This is a genomic window from Nocardia sp. NPDC004168, from assembly GCF_040610355.1.
In the GTDB taxonomy this organism is placed as follows: Bacteria; Actinomycetota; Actinomycetes; order Mycobacteriales; family Mycobacteriaceae; genus Nocardia; species Nocardia sichangensis.
Map to the genome: position 1 here is coordinate 15,182 of NZ_JBEXME010000042.1, position 18,696 is coordinate 33,877.

The following is an 18,696-nucleotide window of genomic DNA, read 5'->3' on the forward strand; positions in this document are numbered from 1 at the left end:
CGTACCCGTCAGGACGGCGCGCAAGAATGGCCATGCCGCTCCTGCTGGCAACTTTGGCCCTCATGGTCGGCGGCTGCGGTTCGCCACCACCTTCCGAGCCGGCCGATACCGAGGTCCTCGGCCCTGTGAATCGGGCTTTCGCTGGCGCACCGCTGCAACTCGGGTTGATCAGTAACGGCAAAGGCGTGGCGCTCGACATGACGGCCGAGATCGATGGAGTACGAGCGGCCGTCGGTTATATCAACAACCACCTCGGCGGGATCAACGGCCGACCCGTGGAATTATCGGTCTGCGAAACGCGGTCCGTGCCCGCTCAGGCTGTCGGCTGCGCGAATGAATTCGCATCGGCCAAGGTTGCCGCGGTGGTCAGCGGGGGTCTGGGCGAGATAGACCAAGTTGTACCGATCCTTTCCGCGGCGAAGATACCCTACTTCAATGCCATTGCCGCGTCCGAACTCGCGCTGACAACTCCGGGCATCTATTCGATGACGAACGGCGTGAGCATCTTCAGCACTTCGGCAACCTATGCGCGACAACAGCGCTTCAAGCGAGCCGCCCTCGTCGTCATCGACGTTCCACAAGCCACCGGCGCGGCCACGACGGTCGGCTCGATGATCTACCGCAGAGCCGGAGTCGAGTCGCAGGTCGTCGCGATCGCTCCTGGCACTGCCGACATGACGCCCCAACTCCAATCGGCGGACAGATCACATCCGCAACTCTACGTGGTTATCGGCGACCCATCCTTCTGCACCAGCGCCATTAAGGCATTGCGGGCGCTCGGTATCGACTCGAGCATCGCTGTCGCCGACGGCTGTGTCAGCAAAGACATGGGTGCCGCCGTGCCCGGCGGCAGTACCGTGGTCAAGGCGATAGCTTCGTTCAAACTCGATCACGCCGATCCCGAATTCCAGATCTTCAGCACCGCCTTGAACGCGTACGGCAGCGGTACCCAGCCGTCGGCCCTGTCTGCGATGGGCTATTCCGCCATGCTCGGCCTTGCTCGGGCACTCAATGCCGCGACTACAACCGATATGAGTTCGTCAGGTATTGCCGCAGCGATCTCCGGCGCCCGCGCAGTGCCCTACCCGCTCGGCGGCGGCGCCACCTTCCAATGCAATGGCAAGGCGGTCGCCCTGTCGCCCAACATCTGCAGTGCCGGCGGACTGCTGGCCGAGGCCGATACCAGCGGCAATCTGTCCAACTACCAACTGGTCTCCGGCGGCGAACTGCTGTCCGCAGGGAACTGAATCGACACCTGGTGGGCGGATTTCATTAGTCGCTGATCCTCGCCCATCACTAGCCGACCGGAACCGGCAACGCTCGAGTCAACTCATTGCCTGACGCCAGATGTGGCGGGGTAAGCTCGGCCCCCGCCACATCTGTGCAACAGCTTTCAACCGCCCTTTCGGCGAGTGGCCTCCAAGCTTACTTGCTCGGCGAGATCCTGTGGCATGTGCGTGATGATAGCTGTACGTGTTGGGACGGCAAGTTTGTTCAGGATGGCATTCATGTGGGCTGCGACGGTCTTCACCGAGTTTCCGCGGCGGTCAGCTATCACGGCGTTCGTCCATCCAGCCGCCGCCAGTATCGCGACCTGGACCTCGGTGGCGGACAGCTTCTCCCATCGTTTACCGGTCTCCGCATCATGGACTGGCGATAGCGACACTGCTGGTCCCGGCTCCTCCCCTAATGTTCCCAACGCGAGTCGGTGTACCTCGTGCCGCTCAGGAACGAGCGCAACGCCTTCACGTCGCGCCGCAGCGAATCGCCGCTCACCGAGCACCTTCTTGACAACCGCGATCGCATGCTCGTTTTCGGCATGTACCGGACGCAACGTATCGAAATTCAGGTGCAAATGGCTGCGCTGCGTTTCCGCGCCGCCGAGCAGCCGCGCAACATGAACAGCCGTTCCGTTGATTCGTGCGCGGTCGGCCTTCGGTTCGGCGATGAGCTGCTCGATGAGCCGAGCCAACGCCCACAGGCGGACGTGTACCGCCCACACCATGTCCAACTCGTCTGCCCTCGACGTCGCAAGTTGCAACGCTTTGCGGCTGGCCATGAGGCTCTCGTTCAGTCGACCGTGTCGCGCACACGCGTTGGCCCAGGCGAACAGCGCAGACGTGCGCAGCCAATCCGATCTGCCCGTCACCGAGTCCAAGTACCGATGAGTAATCGATAATGCCTGGTCCTCGTCTGCCAGTACCCCAGCTGCGCTCGCTTCGACACGTTCGCAGAGCATGGCACCGACATCGTCTCCGATCGCCGTGAACTTTTCGCGAGCGCGTGCCAGCACCACGAGCGCACGAAGATCGCCCTGAATCATTGCCAGCTCGGTTCCCCATAGCATATCGACGGCAGGGGGCAAACCGAGGTCGACCATCATACGGTCGCGCCAACCCTCGCGCTCCCCCAATGCGAGGCAAGCGTCGACACATGTCGTAAGCATCCGCTCACCGCTATCCCGCTGCCCCTGGCTGAAGCTCAGAACTCCCACCGCCGCCATTGCCGCCAACCGCAGTTCGTTCGGCTGTGCGCTCGGATCACGGGTGGCCTCCAGAGCGCGTTCGATCAAGCGTTGGATTTCTCGTAGGGAGCCCCGAAGAAGCGATACCCGCTGGCTGATCGGCGACAAAGTCATCATCAGGCCCTCGGTCGCGTACTCCGGATCGGTAATGCTTCGTTCAATGGCCAGAACCACGTTGTCCCAATCCGCGCGTCCCCAAGCGATCCAACGATCCTCCTCCGGTGTGCAGTACCCCGGGGTTGCTCGCAGCAATTTATCCTGGTAGTACCTGCGATGCCGCTCGACCACGCGGGCTGGTTCGTCAGGACCGGGCGCGGATCTCCGACGGAGGTGTTCGGCGGCGAACAGGGCGGCACTTTGGGGCAACGAGTAGCGCGTGCCGGTCGGACCGACACGGACATTGATGAGAGAGCGATCGCCCAAGCGGTCGATCAGCTCCCCGATATCCTCACGGCGGAGCTCGACGTCCCCTCCGGCGCCGGGCTCGTCAGCACAGACCGCTGTGATCGCTTCGAGATCCATGCCGGTCTCGAACACGTTGTCTGGATCGGCATTCCGGAAGTCACCGGGCGCGAACACCGAAAGCCGCTCCAGCAACAGCCGCTCGTCGTCTGGGCACAACCGATAGGACCAACCGATCACATCTCGAATCGCACGGTGACGCGGCTCGGCGCCGGCGACCGGACCGTGCGACCACTGGATCCACGAACTGACACCGGAATCGGCAAGCTGATCGAGGATAGCCTGCAGCGGCTCGTAGAACATCCGCGCCGCTGCCAACCGCACGAACAGCGGGTTGTTCTCTACTCTTCGGCAGATCCGCTCCACCAGCGCACGATCCTCGGGAAGCCGAACAGGCCGCCCCGTCAGCGCCGCGCGGTCAGTGAACAACGTCGACGCCTGCGGTGCCGTCAGGGGCGGAACCACCACCAAACGTTCATCGACCCAGCCGATCGGCTCCCGGCTGGTCGCAAGGATAGCCACTCCGGGCATGGCATCCAGAATTTGAACTACGAACTCCGCTGCGGCATCGAGAACGTGCTCACAATTGTCGAGAACGAGAACCGGGCGCAACGCGCGCACGGTCGGACCGACGCAGGAGAACTGATTCACGATCATTTCCCATGGCGGCAGCGGCGAGAACTCTGGACCTGCTACCGCCCGAGCGACCTCTTCCTCCACCGATGCCCCTGCAGAAACGCGGCCGAGCCCGACCCAATGAATCGCCCGGCGCGCGTCGCGGCGCAGACGAATTACTGCCTCTACCGCAAGCGATGTCTTCCCGATACCCCCAGGGCCGACGACCGTCACAAGTCGTCCTCTGCCCGTCAAACCAGTAATGATTCGGTCCAACTCGGTCTTGCGTCCGACAAACCCGCGCGTGGCCGGCGGACCGAACACCGAAGCATTGCGTCGTGATGCCATAGCGAGCCGAGCCTAAATCAAAAAGGAGCAGGCAGGAAAGCGAGCAGACCCTACCGGGCAGTATTTTGCTTATTCGCTGGCCTATCCGCGGAAAGTATGCATGCAGGGTATCAACGAGATAGCAGATCATCTGGCAGTCGAAAATTGACCTACTGTGCTTCCAAATAGGTCGATCCAGCGCGGACATAGCACCGTCAGGCACGCTGAATAGGGTCGGCCGCGGGCAGATCGCCATTGAAAGCATTCTCCGCCATCGATCGTTGTGCGCGCTCCTGCGCCAGCGATCGATGGCGGTTCGGCCGCACCCTTCATGGTCCGACCGCACTTGGGCTATCCACCAGCGATGGAACGCAGGGTCGGGCAGCACCATTCCGCGGCGACTCGCGATCGGCCGCCGCGACGAGACCGATGCCATCTCCCCCGCAGGGTCGTTGCGATCGCACCAGCCGTGTTGTCGTGCGCCAACTCGCCAACCAACCTTCGAGCCACTGCGAGCGTTCTGGACATCAGGCCGAGCAGCAGCGTCTCGCCCCGCCAGGTCACCGCTCACACCGGGAGTAGGCTGCAACTTCGCACCTACCAACCCGCCGCGCGGTTGCGGCGGCATCGCTCCAGAGTGCTGACCCTGCGGGCCTACCACCTATCCACGAGACTCCAGAGTCCGGTACTCCTCCCTCTGCCAGCGTAGATTCAACTGATCATCAGCTGTCTGTAGCGTAACACCTCAGTTCCGTTATGCCAGTTCTGTTTGCCGAACCTCTGCCCAACCCGAGTGCTCTGCCGTGCGGCGCACAAGCGAGTGCGCTGAAGTGCGGCGCACAAGACAGCAGGTCAGGGCTTCTGCATGACCTCTGGCCATGGAGCCGGTGACGTCCAGGGCGTTGACAGCCGCGAGTTGGCTCCCGATCGAGCCGATCACAGGTCGCCAAACCGCAAGCACAGAAGCCGCACCGGCCACCGGGACCCGGTCTTCGACTTACCCTGCAAGCGCGGCAATGTCGTCGAGCGAGCCCCCAATCTGGCCAAACACTGTTTGACCCGCCCTGCGACTGGCCATCGGGCCTTCGAGATTGATCGCTCGACCACAGTCCGAAGGGGTGCCGGCTACCCGCGGGGCCGGGCTGGATGTGTCCCGATGATCTGTTGTGGCCGGTCGTGCCCGTATCACCGACTTCGACCCTGACCGCTTCCTGTGCGCACGCCGCAGACCGCGAGGTACCAGTTTCTGCGCCTGCTTGACCAGATCGAAGACTCGACAACCGTGGCACCTTCATCTGCCGCACGATTACCTCAACGAGGGACGCCCGGATCGCGCCGCAGCGCTCGACCGGCTCGGCGGGTCGAATGTTACTCCAGTGGTGTGCGCCGAGCTGTTGCGTGGGGGAAAGGACTGCCACGCCCCCACCGCACGATCGAGCCGGCCGACCTCGAACCACCCGTGTGCATACTTTGGCCGCAGCTGAAACGAATCGAGACAGCCCACTACGACATCCGCGCCTGTGGACGCCTGTCTGCGGCCGGCGTTCCGCGATCGCTATGCCCTACCGAACATTGCGGCCCGTCCGGCATATCGTAGGCATTTCCCCCATACCTGCCATGCAGACGGCTTGCGACGATCGCATCCCACAGACAGCACCAACCCGGAGCCGGAAGCACAATTCTTCTGTCACCAGAATTCCCGATGCACACTCACAGAGGCATTTCCCCCACCCACCGGTAGGCAATTCAACAGCACTCGTGAAATATAGATCCACCAAGCCGTATTCCGGCTCGGATATTGAAGCATTCGCGGTCTAATGACGCGCTCATTATGCACATGCATTCTAAATTAAATGTGAAGTAGGAGCTCTTCCGATGGAAAGCGTTCTCTCCGAGAGCAAGACGCAGCACCAGCAAGATATCGAGCGACGTGAACTGTCCGTCAGCGCCGGACGGGCGGTGCGTTCGCTCGCCAGACAGATATCCGCCATACTCGATTCCGCGATCGCCGATCCGGCCGTCGCCGCACGCACCCTCACGAATCCGGCGCTGATCGACCAGATCGACACTCGCGTCGCAGAACTGCCCGCCGAGGTACGCCGTGCCATGCGCCCTCCCGCCACCGCGGCAGGAGCCACCATCGTCAGCCGTCTTCCGCTGGCCGACAACGAAATCGGGCCGACACCGCCGAGTTGGCGGGAGGCTGCGCTGTGGAGTGGCGATCCGGTGCGGCGTGCACACTCGTTCGAACTCGACCTCGTCATGCTGCTGCTCGCGCGCAGCATGGGCGAGCCGTTCGGCTGGGACGGTCAACAGGATGGCCGACTCGTCAACAACATCATCCCAGCGGTCGGTCACGAGCACGAACAGTCAGGTGCAAGCAGCAAAGTGCTGCTGAGCCCGCACACCGAAGACGCGTTCCATCCCCGGCGGTCACACTTGCTGATGCTCGGCTGCCTGCGCAACCCAGACCTGGTCGGCACCACGGTATCCTCGGTACGCTGCGTTGCGCTCTCCCGTGAGGACCGCACCCGGCTGAGCACGCCCACATTGCCGATCCTGCCGGACGTATCCTACGGCGCCGACCAGAACAAATACTCAGCCCCACCTGTCCCCACTCTCTGGACCGCGACCAACCCCGCCGAACAGACGGTGCGCTACGACCCTGCGTACACCCCACTCGCGGGGGCCGACCCCGAATTTCGCGCGGCATACGACCGGCTCACCGCTGAACTCGAGCGCGTCTGCGTGACCACCGTGCTCGCACCGGGCGAGGTGCTGCTGCTGGACAACGACGTCGCGGTACACGGTCGGGTGCCGTTCACCCCGCGGTACGACGGTACTGATCGGTGGCTGAAGCGAGTGAACATTTGGCTTCCGGAACGACGCCGGCGCAACGACGAAGCCAGCGAGGATGGTTACGGGCAATGGACCGTCGCGCCGTTCCGGGCGGCAGACACATTGCAGTCCCGCCAAAATACTCGCGAGCATGTTCGCGCAGTCTGATACCCCCATGTTGGTGAGTGAACCGATCGAATTGATCGACATCACCGTTGACGGCACTACATTCTCGGCTGCGACTACAGCGGAAAACCGATGCCCCAGACCACATCGGCCCAGGGCGGCCACACGCCCCTCTGTCGTTCTCGTAGCAGGCTGCGTCTTCGCCTGCCGTCAGGCTCATGACGATGCTACGTGGACCTGGATCCGGTTCCACCGGGGTATCCCAGCGCACCGAACGCACGACCGGCTGCATGTCGAGTCCACTATCCGCTTGGTCTGGGAGATGCCGCGAATCCGACGCCCACATCTAGCTACGACTCTCAGGTGGTGACGGTTTCGAGCACGCCGAAACCGGACATTGCGCCCGAGCGTCAACAAGGTTACTTCCGTGCGGAGAGATTCCTCCGCGCCGCCATCCGCTCGAAGAATTCACGAGAAATACCCCACCGAATTCTCCTGCACAACAACATGCGTCGTTGGCCACACCGGCCGAAGGCGTGTCCAGATATGGAGCCACACGTGGTCATCGGTCCAGTGCCGGACGCCTCCACACGCATCACACCGCACTTCTCCAGGTCGCGGGTCGAACTGTCCACATCGCTACTCGTAATTGGCGCAATGGTCAGCGTTCAGCTCGGTGCGGTCATCGCCAAACATCTGTTCCCGATCGGTTCGCCAACGACTGTGGCGTGTGTCAGGATGATGCTGGCCGGCGTGTTCGCGATGCTGCTGTGGCGGCCGTCGCTACGGGTGGAGCGCCAGGCGCTTATTCCGATCGTCGCGCTCGGTGCGGCCATCGCGGCAATGAACCTGTGTTTCTACGCTGCGCTGCACCGCATTCCGCTGGGCATGGCGGTGACCATCGATCTACTCGGCCCACTCACGATCGCCCTGATCGGATCACGACGCTGGCGCGACGCGTTGTGGGTGGCGCTCGCAGGTGGGGGTGTGTTGCTGCTGGTCGACGGTGGAGGGCCGGTGTCGTGGAGCGGTGTGCTGTTCGCGGTGGTGGCCGGGGCAGGCTGGGGCGCCTACATCGTGTGCAGCGCCGTGGTCGGCAAACATACTGATGGCCATGACGGACTCGCATTGGCGATGGGCTTCAGCGGGCTGCTTGCGACGCCACTTGTGATCGCGAATGACGCTGCGGTCCTGATGGATCCAGGATTCCTCGCGTGGGCTGCCGCCCTCGCCTTCCTATCGTCGCTGGTCCCGCACGCCATCGAACTGGCCGCTCTGCGCCGGATTCCGGCGGCGGTGTTCGGTGTGATGATGAGCCTTGACCCTGTAGTGGCTGCGGGCATCGGGTTGATGCTGCTTGGGGAGAATTTGCAGGTGGCCCAGTGGCTGGGAATAGGCTTGGTGGTCATCGCGTGCGTCGGCGCCGCGTGGCGTCCGCAGGAGTCCGCGGATCGCACCGGCTCGGCATGGCGCGGCGCCACCGGCGATCGTCGGACTGATACTGCAGCGACACTCAGGTGAGTGGGTGTCCTCGTCGCTGGTAGTGGGATAGGCGGGCTTGGTGTTGTCGGCGGCGGCGCCATCCTGACCAGGCCCTGTGCCGGGGTTGTGGCGGCGGGACAGGACAAGGGCGACGAGCGGACGGCGGATCTCGGGTAGCGCCAGAGCGGTCATGTCTGCGCCTGGTTCGGCGTATCTCACCTTGCGACAATTGCTTTCGTGGCAGCAAGTCAGGCGGGAGCCAGCATGGACAAGGTGATGTGGCGTATCTTCGAGCCAGTCGTGCAGGTAACCGGCTTGGCATAGGCCTCATCTCGCGGTGAACCACGCGAACGGCACCCCGGTATCCAATGCCCGGTCGAGCATGGCGATCACCTGTCGTGGTTTCGTGCCGAATCCGACCTCGTCGGCGATGCCCGCGGCCCGGCAGCGCTCACGGTTTCCGGACCAGGCTTCGAGTAGGTAGAGCTCGCGGTCCATGAGCGCGTACCCACGCTCGGATGCATACGCCAGAAACACTTCGATCTGGCAGTTCTCCGTCCGCCCGGCCGTGCCGGAGTACTGTCGCTGCACCCCGGCCGAGCGCAGACCTTTCTTCAGGAACCCGGTCTCATCAGCGGCCAGCACCGCACCCGGGTCGCCGAGCCGATCCACGACATAGGCACGCACATCATCACGAACACCGTCGACGTCCCGGTCCGCTCGCCACAGCAGCCGCTGCATCCCTTGCGGCCCCGTCTCACCGGCATGCGTGGCCGGAGTCCACCAGTTCGAGCGCGCACTGATCCTGGGACGCCAGCGCGAGGGTATCGCCACGGCCAAGCCCGCGGCGCCTACACCGCGCAAACCCGCCCTCACCGGAGAGCAGGCCGGCCGATTACGGGCCCGCGCCGCCGCCGGTGAATCCAAATCGTTGCTGGTTAAGGAATTCGGCATCAGCCGTGAACGGCCTACAGCTACCTGCGGGCTCAAGAGGCCGCTGCTGTTCAGGCTGAGCCGGGCACGCAGCTGCTCGAGGTCGTCACCGGTGAACCGGTAGCGGAGGGTATCGGTGACACCGCATTGCAATCGCAGCTCACCGAGGAGCAGGGTGATCTCCCGCTCTACGCGTTCGCGATCGAATCCCTTCGTGTCCAGCATCGCCACTACGGCGGTGCGGGCGTAGGGCGGTCGCGCCCGCCTGGCCGGGTCCGGCGGCACCGGGGCGGGTGGAATGAGGAATTCGGGCCGGATGCCGATCTCGGCGATGAGGAACTGACGCCGTTGCGCGATATCGGCCCGTGTGAAAATGTGGATCACAGGGTTGTCGCATCGGTGGACACACCACGGTGATACGTCGTCGAATGAGGGTTCCGAGCGACCTCCGGATACATAGCCTGCCCTCAATGCGGTCACGAAAATAGGAGCCGACCCGCGACGGCACAGAAAGTAGGACCCCCCGTCCGCCCGGGTGCCTGCTACCGCGCTTCACACGTGTCGCGTGCGTGGGCGACGCGGGCCGGTCCATCCGGACCTCGTCGATGGGCGGTGGACGCCTAGCTTAGCTAGGCGACGAAATGAACGGCCGCGACCTGGCCGGGATTGCCCGCTCGTGCCATCAGGCGGTTGATGGCCTCGGCCACCTGATCGGGCTGCTCGAGAATCACCGAGTGCCCGGTGCCCTCGACCATCACTAGGTCGGAGCACTCGACGGCCGCGGCCATCGCGACCGAATGCGAGGGCGGCGTCATCAGGTCGCCGCAGCCGCACAGCACCAGCGTGGGGATTCGCGAGAGGATCGCAAGCGCGTCGGTCCGGTCGTAGACCATGAATTCGCTCAGGAAACTCGCCATCGTGACGATCGGCGTCTCGTTGCGCATCGCGTTGGCCAGCGCCAGCACCCGCGGGCTGACCTTGCGATCGCCGAACTCGGCGGTACGGATGATGGGGGCGAAGAGTTTGCAGGTTAAAAGTTTCGCGTGGTGCATCGGGCCCGGGGCGCGGCGGACGGCCGCCTGGAACGCGGAAACGACCGGGTTGCGCAGGAGCCGGCCGATGCCCGCGTCGGCGAGCCCGCTCGCGGCGGTCGCCAGGAGCGCGACGCCGACGATGTGCGTGCCGATTTCGTGCGGGTGCTGTGCGGCGTAGGTCAGCACGGTCATGCCGCCCATCGAGTGGCCGACAAGGACAACCGGTTCGGTGGGGGCGACCGCGTCGAGAACATCCTGCAGGTCGCGGCTGAGCTGCTCGAGGTTGTAGGTCTTCCGCGACGCCGCGGCGGAGTCGCCGTGTCCGCGGTGGTCGTAGCAGACCACCCGGGCGTCCGGGTGTCGGCGCAGTAGCGCGTCGCGGACGTAGGTCCAGGACTCGGTGCGCAGGCAATGTCCATGCAGAAGGACGACGGTGCGGTCGGCGTCGCGCGGTCCGTACTCGCGAACCGCGAGAGCGACGCCGTCTCCGGTCGAGACCGTGACACGGCGTTCCGTCACGGTGGGGAGCGTCGTGCGGATCGACATGAGCGGCTCCAGTTCGCTGGCAGGGACGTTGATATTTCCGCCTTGTCCGCCACCAGCAACAGGCCCGAGAGCGGGGTCCATTCCCAATGGGGAGCCGATCACCGCCCAGGGGCCATCAAAATGGTTTTCTGGGTCGTGGTGTTGTGGAGTCCGCTCGCGCGGGCGGCCGCCTTGTCGGCCTACCCGGCGCAGTTGTCGAGGATGGTTCAGGGCGGTTGGGGTGACGGTGTTGTCACCGATGTTCTACTCGCTGCACGACAACCATCCTTATCGGACAGATACCGGGCCCACATGGGGCATATGCCTATTTCCGGTCATGCGACCACCTATTTAACGTTGATCGGCGTTCAGATGAGTCGCACCCGTGTGTATCTCGGGCACAGCCCGACACGAGACCCGGCAAGGGCGCGGACAACGTCAGGATGGAGTGGTTCTCGCGCCATCCTGACGCTGCACAACTCGACTTTCAGGGCTGGTCAGCTTGCTCGGCTCTGGCTCGACAATCTCGTACGTCCCCGCGGATTCGGCGGGTCGCCGGCTCTGAGTGGGTGGAAGTTCGAGGTATGGTCGGGTCACCTCGGCGGCGTGGAAGTTGCGCAGGGTGCCGTCACCGGCCTCGTACCGGGATGGGTAGAGCAGTTGCGCGGCCACGGTCAGTGGCGTGCCAGGCTCGATGGTGAGGGTGTCGTCCGGCGTGCTGATGACGACGAATCCGTCGGTGCCGTCCTTGATCACCTTGTACCACTGACTCTGCTGTGGATTGATGCGGGTTCCCTGCGGGACGCGATCTGTCGCCGCGAAATCTACGTCGATAGCGCGAATCGCTGGCGCAACTCCGAAGACGACCTGCCCGGCGGTTTCGACAGCACCCGTGAGGTGCATTATGCCGCGATCCGTCAGGCGTTGGATGCAACCGCGTTCATCACCGGGCTCCAGCAGCGCATAAGCGAGGTCCTGACCCGCTTCGATGTCGGCCTGGCCGAGGGCACCACGGGCGGGGTGCGGTTGACAAGGCGGCGTGGGGAGCCATGGATCAGCGTGCCGAAGCTGGACAAACGACCGGAGCCGGAGAATCTGGACAAGATCAAAGCCGAAGTCACCCGCCGGTGGGGCACTCTCGACCTGCTGGACGTGCTCGAAGACGCCGACTTCCTCACCGACTTCACCGCAGAATTCACCTCCGTGGCTTCCCGGGAAGTCATCGACCGCGACACGCTGCGCCGTCGGCTGCGTTTGTACCTTTTGCACTGGGCACGAACACGGGGATCCGGCAAATCGTCAACACCGGCGAGCACGAGGAGTCCGAGGCAGCGTTGCGGCAGGTGCGCCGGCACTCCATCACTCGTGACAACCTGCGCCGCGCCATCACGAAGTTGGTGAACGCGACCTTCGCTGCACGGGATCCGCTGCTGCCGCGCTCGCTGGGCAACGACTCTCCTCTCCGAGGCGACACGCACTGGCGGGCGCTGTCTGGATGGTGCAGGACGACATCACCCAATCCTGCGTATGCTGGCGGGCTATGGCATCAGAGGATCTGCAGGCGCATGTGGCCGCGCTGGAGGCGCAGGTCCGTGATCTAACCGGGCGGTTGCAAATCGCCGAGCAGGACGCCGCGGCGGCACGGGTGCTGGCCGGTGGCGCCGACCGGGACGTGACCGCGATCCGTTCGGAGATCCGCGACTTCCGCCAAGCCACCCTGGCCGAATTCACCGCCGTCCATGAAGATCTGACCGACCTGCGCAATTCGATGAACACCCAGTTCAGCGAGGTGCACAACGGGTTCGCCGAGATACAGGGCAAGCTGGCCGCCGCCGCGTCCGGACAATCCCGGATCCTCACCATGTTGACCATGCTCATCGAACGTGGCGACGGCCAGCAGCCACGGCTATAGCGGCTGATCTCCGGAACTCCCGCATACGCGCCAACTCCTACTTATCTCGTCCGCGTATACCCGCGTCGCCACCAACTCCTCTCAACGATCGTGACGCGCTATCCACCCGATTCTCGGCGAAGACCAGCCTGGGACCCGAAGTAGGCGGGCCGCCTTGAAGGTGAGCGGATTCGGCCGACATCGGCAGTGGTCATCACTCCACGTCTCGAACTGATACCAGCGCCGCGACTGATTGTGCTGGATCTCGCTGCGGCCGTTGATGTACTTGGTGCGTGCAGCTCCATCGACACCGGGATCTTGTGGGCCAGGTATAGCGCCTTGCGCATCTCGAACAGCGCTCGTAGACACACACGTCACTCCTCATGGGTGCAGTCCAGCCAGCCGTAGACGATCCAACGGTGTTCTCGACACCAGAGTCGTCCACATTGATCAGCCGCAGGTCAGCCACGACCAACCTTACGGGCTACCACCACCCACGCAGCCCGAATCCGCCACCACCAGGAGCGTTGATAGGGACGCTGATCGCCCGCGTGGGTTCGGGCCCATGGTTTGCTGCGGGCTCCGCCCAAACCTTCCGCGCACCGGAGCTCCGGCGGCTGGTGGCCGCGATCAAATAGGACGCGAACGCGAGAGCTTCGACACTTCCAGCGCGTGATCAGTCGCACAAATGCGGCGGAACTGGAGTCGCGCGTACCTTGTGCACAAATTTTCGCCTCAGCTCGTGATACGGCTCACCTTCTCTGAAGAAGTTGCGGTGCATTTGGGTCAGCTCCTCGCTGCGGTAGGCAGCGAGCGGCTTTATCGACTCGTCGGTAGCGCGAAGTCGCTTCTTCACCGCGAGTCGATTGTCCAGGTCTGTGCTACCAGCAAGTCTTGTCGCCTCTCGTCGTACCACGCGCCAGAACTTTTCGGCGCTGCCCGAAACCACACGGTCTATCAGGCCGACTTGTGCGGCGGCCCTGGCTCCTACGGGGAGGGCCTCTCGCATGAGACGCTCCGCCTCTTTACTTCCGATCCGCCGGGGCAGCGTGTAAGTCCAGTACTCCGAACCATACAGACCCATCAGCCGATAGTGTGGGTTGAGCACGACAGATTCTCGACACCAAACCTCATCTGCGGCCAATGCCAGCATCACGCCACCCGCCGCCGCGTTCCCCGCCAGAGCCGCAATAACAAACTTGTCCGTGGTAGTGAGTATTGCCTCCACTACGTCGTTCATGGCATTGATGTTGAGCCAGGACTCCTCGGCTGGGTTGTCTGCTGCTTCGATCACATTCAGGTGGATGCCGTTCGAAAAGAAGTCCCTGGCAGGGCCGAGCACGAGGACATCTATCGGTCGCGTACACGCCTGCCGGTACGCTGCCAGAAGGCGACGGCATTGGTGGGTACTCATCGCGCCGCCGGCAAACGAGAACTCGAGGTATCCGACCGTGCCATCTTCCTGATAGCGCAACTCGGACCACGTGTCCCGGAAAGCGGCCGCTGGAGGTGTGACGGGCACCTCAGAAATTGACGCTGGTAAGTCGGATCCGAGTGCAGTAGTCGCAGGTTGCTTGAAGGTGCTCGGACCACCCGCGACGCGGCGCGGTCGCAACTGTGGTACCCAAACCGCGCCGTCTAGGGTGGCCAGGCAAATAGCACCGTCGCGGGTGGCGACGATCGCGCCAGGTGTGCCTCTCAGCGCATCCTCGCGATGGCCGCCGTGCAGGTAGTACTCCCGCCCGCACAACTCATCCAGCACGCCTGGTTGTGAATCGGCAGCGCGCAACTTCCTTAGGACGGCAGCCGTGTCGTCGGTTTCCCAGTTGATCCGGCGGCGCTTCTGATCGTGATAAGGCCGAAGCCGTCCACGGATGTCCCGTCGGAGGTAGTCCAGCGGCTCAGGATCGAACCGACCACTTGCGAATCGGTCGACTGCGAGCAGCACAGCCTGCACAGCGGCATCGGATACCTCGTTGCGATAGAGTTCGCTCTTACTACAGGTTGTGACAGTGAACGGTACCGAAGCCCAGATAGGTCCGGCATCCATCTCTTCAACCGCCTGAAGCACCGTGACGCCCCACTTGTGTTCGCCCTCGTGAATCGCCCAATCGAGAGATGAGGGCCCACGGTCGCCGATCGGGCCTGGGTGCACGATCAGCACGGTGTATGCCGCCCAGATGTCTTCTGGGATCGCCCTGGTGAGCATAGGCGCGAGGACCAGTTCAGGCTGGAAGGCAGTCACCCCCGCCCGCAACTGTTCATCGCTCAGCGCCAGTTCGACACCAATGCGGTGATCGCGGAGGCGTAGTTCGGCGTGGATGCGCTGGGTCAGGCTGTTGAATGCACTGGCCACTAGAAGGATTCGCAAAGTTGGCCTCCATCGTGTAAAGGTAGATATTTACGCCTTGCCTGGCGTCATTTATAGGCAGCCGACCAAAATTCGAATCTCAACATAGTTTTCATTGCACTCGAGCGGAAACCGTCTGGCATCCAGAATATTTACACACTCCACGCTGGGAGAACATCGGGTTTATCGCCGATGTGTTGGGCGTTTCTATCGTGGAATGACATCAAATTGCACAGTTATATTCTGCCAGCCCTTAGCTGCATTGCCCCCGTTGCAACTCGCTGACGCGGTCATTATGCCAGCACTCTGCGACATTCCCAATGGTGGGTGGTCCAGCTAGTGTGTCGCGCCTGAGATTCGTTGAAGATATTTAGCGAGTGATTCGAGGATCTCCTCCGCGGTCTTTCGCCAGACGAATGGTTTCGGGTCGGCGTTCCATTGCTCGATCCAGGCTGTGATGTCTTTGTCCAGTGCCGCAACGCTTTTGTGGACTCCGCGGCGCAGGAGTTGGTCGGTGAGGAACCCGAACCAGCGTTCGACCTGGTTGAGCCAGGACGAGCCGGTCGGGGTGAAATGCATGTGGAAGCGTGAATGTTTGGCCAGCCAGGCGTTGATCGTCGGTGTCTTGTGGGTGGACAAGTTGTCGCAGACCAGGTGCACGTCCAGTTCCGCGGGCACAGCCTTGTCGATCGCGATGAGGAATTTCTTGAACTCGGCCGCGCGGCGGCGGGAGTACAGTTTGGAGATCACGGCTCCGTCGGCGATGTCGAACGCCGCGAACAGGCTGGTCACGCCGTGGCGGACGTAGTCGTGGGAGTATCGCTCAGGCATGCCGGGCATCATCGGCAGCACCGGTTGCGAGCGGTCCAGTGCCTGGATCCCCGACTTCTCGTCCACACATAGCACGACCGCCTTTTCCGGCGGATTGTGATACAGCCCGACCACATCGACGACCTTGTCCACGAACAATGGATCGGTCGAGAGTTTGAAGCCGTCGGCCACATGCGGTTTCAGATCGAACTTGTTCCAGATCCGCCCGATCGTCGACGGCGACAAACCACTTCGTTTGGCCATCGAGGTCCGCGACCAATGCGTCGCGCCTGCCGGCTTCTGCTCCAGGGTCATCGTGACGACTTCTTCGACCTTGTCCAGCAGGACCGACGGGGGCCGTCCAGGACGCGGCTCGTCGGAGAGCCCCTCGAGACGTTTCTGCGCGAAACGCCTCCGCCACTTACCAACAGTCTGGGCCGTGATACCCAACTCGGCTGCCACATCCTGATTGGATTTTCCTGCCGCACACCTCAATACGATCCGGCAGCGTTCCGCGAGGGCCTGCGACGACTTCGCTCGCCGCGCCCACCGCTGCAACGTCTCACGCTCATCGCCGGTCAACACGATCTCGGCCACCGGCCGCCCACCGCGATCGCGATCGCCCAGTCCCTCCAGACCCTCGGCAGCGAACTGCCCACGCCATCTCGCCGCAGACCCCACCGAGACACCGACAAGCCGCGCGGCACCCGCATTCGACATACCCTCAGCACAGGCCAGCACGATCCGAGCTCGTTGCGCCTCGCGCCGATCCAGCGATTCCGCCATGCGCGCAAGCTCCACACGCTCAGCCTCGGACACGACGATCTCAACAGCAGAAGGCCCACGATGCGACACAGAAACAGGCTAACAACTTAGAGGATGCATTTCAGGCGCGACACACTAGTGCCTCGTCAAGCAACCTTCGGTAGGTAATCAGGGTGGCGGATCTTGGAGTTGACGGCGAAGTCGCGCTTGGGTCGGATGTGCTGGTTGTACCAGCGGATGTAGGCGCCGATCGCGGCGTCCTGTTCGTCGTGGCTGCGGTGATCGGTGCCGTTCAACGCGAAGTAGCGTAGAGCGGCGAATTCGGCTTCGATCCAGTTCAACCACGATGAATAGGTTGGTAGGAACACCAGTTCCACGTCGTTGGCCTCAGCCCAGGTGCGGACCTCGGTGCGTTTGTGCGGGGAGAAGTTGTCGACGATGACGTAAAGCTTCTGCCCGCGCCAGCGCGCCCGCAGCGACTTCAGCAACGACAGGAACTCCTGCCACCGTTTACGATCCTGGATCCGGTAGTGGATCTTGCCGGTCGCCAGATCCAGAGCGCCGAGCAGGTGCCGCACGCCCTGGGTCCGCCGGTAAGTCGCTCGCAGCCGTTTCGGGGTTCGTCGCGGGAACCAGCCACGACCAGTGCGGGGTTGCAGATTCAGCGGCCCGAACTCGTCCACGCAGACCACCCGTCCATCAGTGGGTGGATGGTCGTAGAGGTCCAGGACGCGGTTCATCTTCGCGGTGAACTGCTTCGGCCAGTTGCGCGACCACCGGGAACACTATTTTGGGAGGACGTTCTCCCGTGCGAAGTAGGCCGCCGCCTTACGTAGCACCTCGTTCTCCAGTTCGAGTTGCCGAGTCTTGCGCCGCAACTCGGCCAGTTCCTTGCGTTCAGCGCTGGTCACGCCCTCCCGGGCGCCCTCATCGATATCGGCACGTCGCAGCCAGTTCCGCAGGCACGATTCCGAGATCCCCAAACCCTTCGCGACCTGACCGATCGGCTTGTCGCTACTGCGTGCCAACTCGATCGCGCGCTGACGGAACTCCAGTGGGTGTGCTGGTGGCATCCAGACTCCTTTCGGAGGCGAGAATCTCACCTCACTGTCGGTGTCCGGAAGACCGGGGCAACCTCAGTTCACATGCCTCCGCCGTGCTGTGCCGGTATCTCCCTGTTCGAACGGGAGGCGGGACATAGCTTTCTTGGACATCTTGGTTCCAGATGTCCTTCGGTTGTTCATCAATCACAGGTCGCGGGAATGCGGCGGCGTCGACAGCGAAGAAGTTGCGCGTCACGCAGAGGCTCCCCGGTTCGGTTGGCTCCTTGGTCTGTGCGGAAATCCTCGTAGCGGATGGACCATCGACATACCTTGAGCCCGATGCCGAGGAGTTCGTCCGCGATGTGGTCTGCAGACCACTGTCCGTCACACACCGCCGACCCGGCCTTGGTAAACACCTCTCCGATCGCGACGTAGGCCCGGCCGGTCACGCGCAGCTGTCACCGCGATGTTCTCGACGCCGCCACCGCCGTCGCAGGGACAAGGTGGGACCTGCACGAACTCTGCCACTCCGGACTCAGCAACCTCGGCGAATCCGGTGCCGGCCTCCTGGAACTCACATTCAAATCCCGGGCACAGCAACGCCGACAACCCGAGCCGCTACTCCAACCTCACACCAGGCGCTGCGCGATCTGTCCAGCCTCCGACCACCGCTGACCAGCGGTTACATCCGTATTCGTCGCTTTCCTGCTGCAGCCCCCTCGATGAGTTTGTGCATGTGGAGCAGCCGAGGCGCGCGGATCAATCGGCAAGGTCGAGGAATGCCGATCGGCAATAGATGACTGTATGGTTACGTAGGGAAGGCCATCTGATTAAGAATTTTCTCTTCGGGACGGGCGGGGTGGCTAGGATTGGGGGGCAGATGCTGGCTGTTTTCTCGTCGTGTCTGTTTGTTGTTGTTTCTCGCGTGGAGGCTGGCTGGGATGGTGGCGATCGGTGGCGATGGCGGGCGT

At 63.2% G+C, this 18,696-nt stretch carries 11 protein-coding genes and 3 pseudogenes; 7 read left to right on the forward strand and 7 right to left on the reverse strand.

Annotation, left to right across the window (positions count from 1 at the left end; genetic code table 11):
- The first annotated feature begins 26 nt into the window (after positions 1–26).
- Positions 27–1,247 (forward strand): ABC transporter substrate-binding protein, encoded by a 1,221-nt coding sequence (locus tag ABZW96_RS35025; protein WP_355080852.1) that lies wholly within the window; start codon positions 27–29, stop codon positions 1,245–1,247.
- A gap of 146 nt (positions 1,248–1,393) precedes the next feature.
- On the opposite strand, the gene ABZW96_RS35030 is transcribed toward ABZW96_RS35025, so the two are convergent.
- Complete coding sequence (locus ABZW96_RS35030) at positions 1,394–3,835, reverse strand: LuxR C-terminal-related transcriptional regulator (protein WP_355080854.1); 2,442 nt, start codon at positions 3,833–3,835, stop codon at positions 1,394–1,396.
- A gap of 1,968 nt (positions 3,836–5,803) precedes the next feature.
- On the opposite strand from ABZW96_RS35030, the gene ABZW96_RS35035 reads away from it, so the two are divergent.
- Entirely contained in the window at positions 5,804–6,934 is a 1,131-nt protein-coding gene (locus ABZW96_RS35035) for a TauD/TfdA family dioxygenase (RefSeq protein ID WP_355080856.1), read from the forward strand.
- A 324-nt stretch (positions 6,935–7,258) separates the two neighbouring features.
- A complete protein-coding gene (locus tag ABZW96_RS35040) occupies positions 7,259–8,413 on the forward strand; it encodes an EamA family transporter (protein ID WP_355080858.1) in 1,155 nt (384 codons plus the stop codon).
- Positions 8,414–8,707: 294 nt separating this feature from the next.
- Here ABZW96_RS35040 and ABZW96_RS35045 read toward each other — a convergent pair.
- Positions 8,708–9,169 (reverse strand): annotated as a pseudogene (locus tag ABZW96_RS35045) (transposase); the annotation flags it as partial.
- Between ABZW96_RS35045 and ABZW96_RS35050 the strand changes: the two are divergent.
- Positions 9,159–9,367, forward strand: a pseudogene (locus ABZW96_RS35050) (helix-turn-helix domain-containing protein); the annotation flags it as partial. The pseudogenes ABZW96_RS35045 and ABZW96_RS35050 overlap by 11 nt on opposite strands.
- A 569-nt stretch (positions 9,368–9,936) precedes the next feature.
- Here the strand turns inward: ABZW96_RS35050 and ABZW96_RS35055 are convergent.
- Entirely contained in the window at positions 9,937–10,887 is a 951-nt protein-coding gene (locus ABZW96_RS35055; RefSeq protein WP_355080860.1) for an alpha/beta hydrolase, read from the reverse strand.
- A gap of 120 nt (positions 10,888–11,007) precedes the next feature.
- Between ABZW96_RS35055 and ABZW96_RS35060 the strand changes: the two genes are divergently transcribed.
- The 3 genes from ABZW96_RS35060 to ABZW96_RS35070 are packed head-to-tail and all read left to right on the forward strand — an operon-like array spanning position 11,008 to position 12,778.
- Positions 11,008–12,267 carry a hypothetical protein gene (locus ABZW96_RS35060; RefSeq protein WP_355080871.1) on the forward strand — a complete coding sequence of 420 codons (1,260 nt, stop codon included), beginning with the start codon at positions 11,008–11,010 and terminating at the stop codon, positions 12,265–12,267.
- Positions 12,153–12,467 carry a hypothetical protein gene (locus ABZW96_RS35065; protein ID WP_355080869.1) on the forward strand — a complete coding sequence of 105 codons (315 nt, stop codon included), beginning with the start codon at positions 12,153–12,155 and terminating at the stop codon, positions 12,465–12,467. Before ABZW96_RS35060 ends, ABZW96_RS35065 begins: the two co-directional genes overlap by 115 nt.
- Complete coding sequence (locus ABZW96_RS35070) at positions 12,407–12,778, forward strand: hypothetical protein (protein ID WP_355080862.1); 372 nt, start codon at positions 12,407–12,409, stop codon at positions 12,776–12,778. Before ABZW96_RS35065 ends, ABZW96_RS35070 begins: the two co-directional genes overlap by 61 nt.
- A gap of 655 nt (positions 12,779–13,433) precedes the next feature.
- Here the strand turns inward: ABZW96_RS35070 and ABZW96_RS35075 are convergent.
- The 4 genes and pseudogenes from ABZW96_RS35075 to ABZW96_RS35090 all read right to left on the reverse strand — a co-directional run bounded on the left by ABZW96_RS35075 (position 13,434) and on the right by ABZW96_RS35090 (position 17,755).
- Positions 13,434–15,113, reverse strand: a complete 1,680-nt coding sequence (locus tag ABZW96_RS35075) for a hydrogenase maturation protein (protein WP_355080864.1) — start codon at positions 15,111–15,113, stop codon at positions 13,434–13,436.
- Positions 15,114–15,443: 330 nt separating this feature from the next.
- On the reverse strand, positions 15,444–16,736 hold the full coding sequence (locus ABZW96_RS35080) for an IS630 family transposase (RefSeq protein ID WP_355080865.1): 1,293 nt from the start codon (positions 16,734–16,736) through the stop codon (positions 15,444–15,446).
- A gap of 92 nt (positions 16,737–16,828) precedes the next feature.
- Positions 16,829–17,431: pseudogene (locus ABZW96_RS35085) on the reverse strand (IS630 family transposase); the annotation flags it as partial.
- 36 nt (positions 17,432–17,467) lie between these two features.
- On the reverse strand, positions 17,468–17,755 hold the full coding sequence (locus tag ABZW96_RS35090; protein WP_355080867.1) for a transposase: 288 nt from the start codon (positions 17,753–17,755) through the stop codon (positions 17,468–17,470).
- Between the last annotated feature and the right edge of the window lie 941 nt (positions 17,756–18,696).

What these genes read in the sequence shown, in the direction of transcription:
- ABZW96_RS35025 (WP_355080852.1), top strand. Translation starts at nt 27, where the DNA reads ATGGCCATGCCGCTCCTGCTGGCAACTTTGGCCCTCATGGTCGGCGGC.
- ABZW96_RS35035 (WP_355080856.1), top strand. Translation starts at nt 5,804, where the DNA reads ATGGAAAGCGTTCTCTCCGAGAGCAAGACGCAGCACCAGCAAGATATC.
- ABZW96_RS35055 (WP_355080860.1), bottom strand. Translation starts at nt 10,887, where the DNA reads ATGTCGATCCGCACGACGCTCCCCACCGTGACGGAACGCCGTGTCACG.
- ABZW96_RS35060 (WP_355080871.1), top strand. Translation starts at nt 11,008, where the DNA reads ATGGTTTTCTGGGTCGTGGTGTTGTGGAGTCCGCTCGCGCGGGCGGCC.
- ABZW96_RS35070 (WP_355080862.1), top strand. Translation starts at nt 12,407, where the DNA reads ATGGCATCAGAGGATCTGCAGGCGCATGTGGCCGCGCTGGAGGCGCAG.
- ABZW96_RS35090 (WP_355080867.1), bottom strand. Translation starts at nt 17,755, where the DNA reads ATGCCACCAGCACACCCACTGGAGTTCCGTCAGCGCGCGATCGAGTTG.